The sequence below is a fragment of the Trebonia sp. genome, from assembly GCF_049794275.1.
Lineage (GTDB): Bacteria > Actinomycetota > Actinomycetes > Streptosporangiales > Streptosporangiaceae > Trebonia.
In genome coordinates this window covers 1-2464 of the sequence record NZ_JBARCR010000854.1, presented here as the reverse complement: position 1 = coordinate 2464, position 2464 = coordinate 1, and the positions used below count along the sequence as shown (strand labels likewise).

The window sequence follows — 2464 nt, the reverse complement described above, 5'->3', positions numbered from 1 at the left end:
GGTCGGTGAGCAGGCCACCTACTCGCTGCCGAACGGCCGGTCTACCACGGTTGAGATCCTGGAGGCGGTGCCCTACGGCGGCACCGCCGCCTGAGACGTGCTTGAGCGCCCGGCCGCAGGTCGCGGCCGGGCGCTCAATGCGCTCTGGCGCTTGTCAGCCAGCCCTGGCCGGCGTCAGCCGACGAGTTCCGGCTCGGCGGCGGGCTGCTCGCTGTCCGGCGCGCCGCTGCGCAACGGCACCTCCTTGATGAACAGCGCCAGCACGAAGATGAGCACCGATGCGGGCACTACCCAGACGAACACACCCTGGACCGCGTGCGAGATCGCAATGTACACCTGGTGCCGGAGTGCCGCCGGGAGGCTGCTCACCGTCGCCGGGTCAAGCCCGGCGCCGCTGACGTGGAACCGACCGCCGGCCGAGGTCATGGCGCTGTTCAGCCGGCTCGCGAACACCGCGCCGAAGGCGGCCACGCCGAGGGACCCGCCCATCTGCTGGAAGAACATCCGGGCGCTGCTGGCGACGCCCACATCCCGCAGCTCGACGCTGTTCTGCGCGATCAGCGAGACCATCTGCATCAGGAAGCCCATGCCAAGGCCGAGGACCAGGTAGTCGAGGCTGGTCTCCAGTCGCGTGGTGCTCACGCCCAGCCTGCTGAGCATGAACATCCCGATCGTCATGACCGCCCCGCCGATAATCGGGAACATCTTGTACCGGCCGGTCCTCGTCACGGCCTGCCCGGCCACGATCGACGTGATCGCCGAGCCGACCATCAGCGGCGTCAGCAGCAGGCCGCTCACCGTCGGCGAGGCGCCCTGGACGGTCTGCTGGTACAGCGGGAGGAAGGTCATCGCGCCGAACAGGGACAGGCCGACGAAGAAGGTCAGCACCATCGTCAGCGAGAAGTTCCTGTTCTGGAACAGGTGCAGCGGCAGCATGGGCTCGGCCGCGCGCCGTTCGACGGCGATGAACGCGACCAGAGAGCCGACCGCCAGGGCGATCAGCACGAGGACCGGGGCGGAGGCCCAGCTGTACTCGGTGCCGCCCCACGTCGCGACCAGGATGATCGACGTCGCGATCACGCCGAGCAGGATGCCGCCCAGGTAGTCGATGCGGTGCTCCACCCGGCGAGGGGGCATATGCAGGGTCGCCATCACGTAGACAAGCGCGGCCCCGCCCAGCGGCAGGTTGATGTAGAAGATCCACCGCCACGAGAACGCGGTGGTGATCCACCCGCCCACCAGCGGGCCGGCGACCGTGGCCAGCATCATCACGACCATGAAGTAGCTCATGTACTTGCCGCGCTGCCGGGGCGGCACGATCTCGCCGATCGTCGCCATCGCGCCGACCATCAGGCCGCCCGCGCCAAGGCCCTGGATAGCGCGGAACGTGATCAGCTGCACCATTGACTGGGACAGCCCGGACAGTGCCGACCCGGCGAGGAAGATGATGATCGCGGCGATGAAGAACTTCTTCCGCCCGTACATGTCGCCGAGCTTGCCGTAGAACGGCGTGGTGATCGTGGAGGCGAGCACGTACGCGGTCACCACCCAGGACAGGTGCGAGACGCCGCCCAGGTCGCCCACGATCCGCGGCAGCGCCGTGCCCACGACGAGCTGGTCGAGCACGGCCAGCAGCATCGCCATCAGCAGTCCGGGCAGGACGATCATGATCTGCTTGTGCGTGAGCCACTGGGCCCCCGCCGCACCGGGCGGCGCTCCCCCCTCGGGAACATCCGTCTCGTCGTTGCCCGTCGCCTCAGACACGCTCTACTCCTCGACCCCGTCTGCGAAACTTACTTGCCGCCCGGCTAGCTTCTAGTTCAGAAGAACGCTATATTCCTTACTAACCGGCCGTCAAGTAAATTCTCGGCCACGGGTAAGGCGCCCGGATTGTCGCCAAGCCCAAGCCAGCCAGGGGAAGCAGAGCACGAAGGATGAACGCGGTACCTGCAGATCACGGCTCCGAGGAGCTGCCGCAAGGCGGCAGGCGGGGCGACACGAGGGCGCGCATCCAGCAGATCGCACTCGAGCTGTTCGCTGAGCACGGCTACGAGCGGACCTCGCTTCGCGAGATCGCCGAGCGCCTCGGCGTCACCAAGGCCGCGCTGTACTACCACTTCAAGTCCAAGGAAGACATCGTCCGCAGCTTCACCGAGGACTACTTCGACAGGCTCGACGCGCTGATCGAGTGGGGCCGGGGTCAGCCGCCCACCGCCCAGACCGCCAGTGAGCTGCTCGACCGCTACATCTCCATCGTGATGGAGAGCGGCGAGGTGTTCCGTTTCATGGAACGGAACCAGGCGACGCTGCGCGACACCGACCACGGCAAGCACCGCTTCACCCAGTTCCGGCCCAGGCTGAACGCCCTCATCGAGATCCTCACCGGCCCGGACGCCCCGCCCCGCTCGCGGATCCGTGCGGCGTCGGCGCTCTTCGCCGCCCACACCTCCTGCATGTTCTTCAC

Annotated in this window: 2 protein-coding genes; one reads left to right on the top strand and one right to left on the bottom strand. The window is 67.6% G+C overall.

What is annotated here, in order from left to right; translation table 11 throughout:
* Positions 1-174: 174 nt before the first annotated feature.
* Complete coding sequence (locus tag WA805_RS22110; RefSeq protein WP_425243284.1) at positions 175-1764, bottom strand: MDR family MFS transporter; 1590 nt, start codon at positions 1762-1764, stop codon at positions 175-177.
* Positions 1765-1934: 170 nt separating this feature from the next.
* Between WA805_RS22110 and WA805_RS22105 the strand changes: the two genes are divergently transcribed.
* A partial coding sequence (locus WA805_RS22105) for a TetR/AcrR family transcriptional regulator (RefSeq protein WP_425243283.1) occupies positions 1935-2464 on the top strand: 530 nt, incomplete at its 3' end.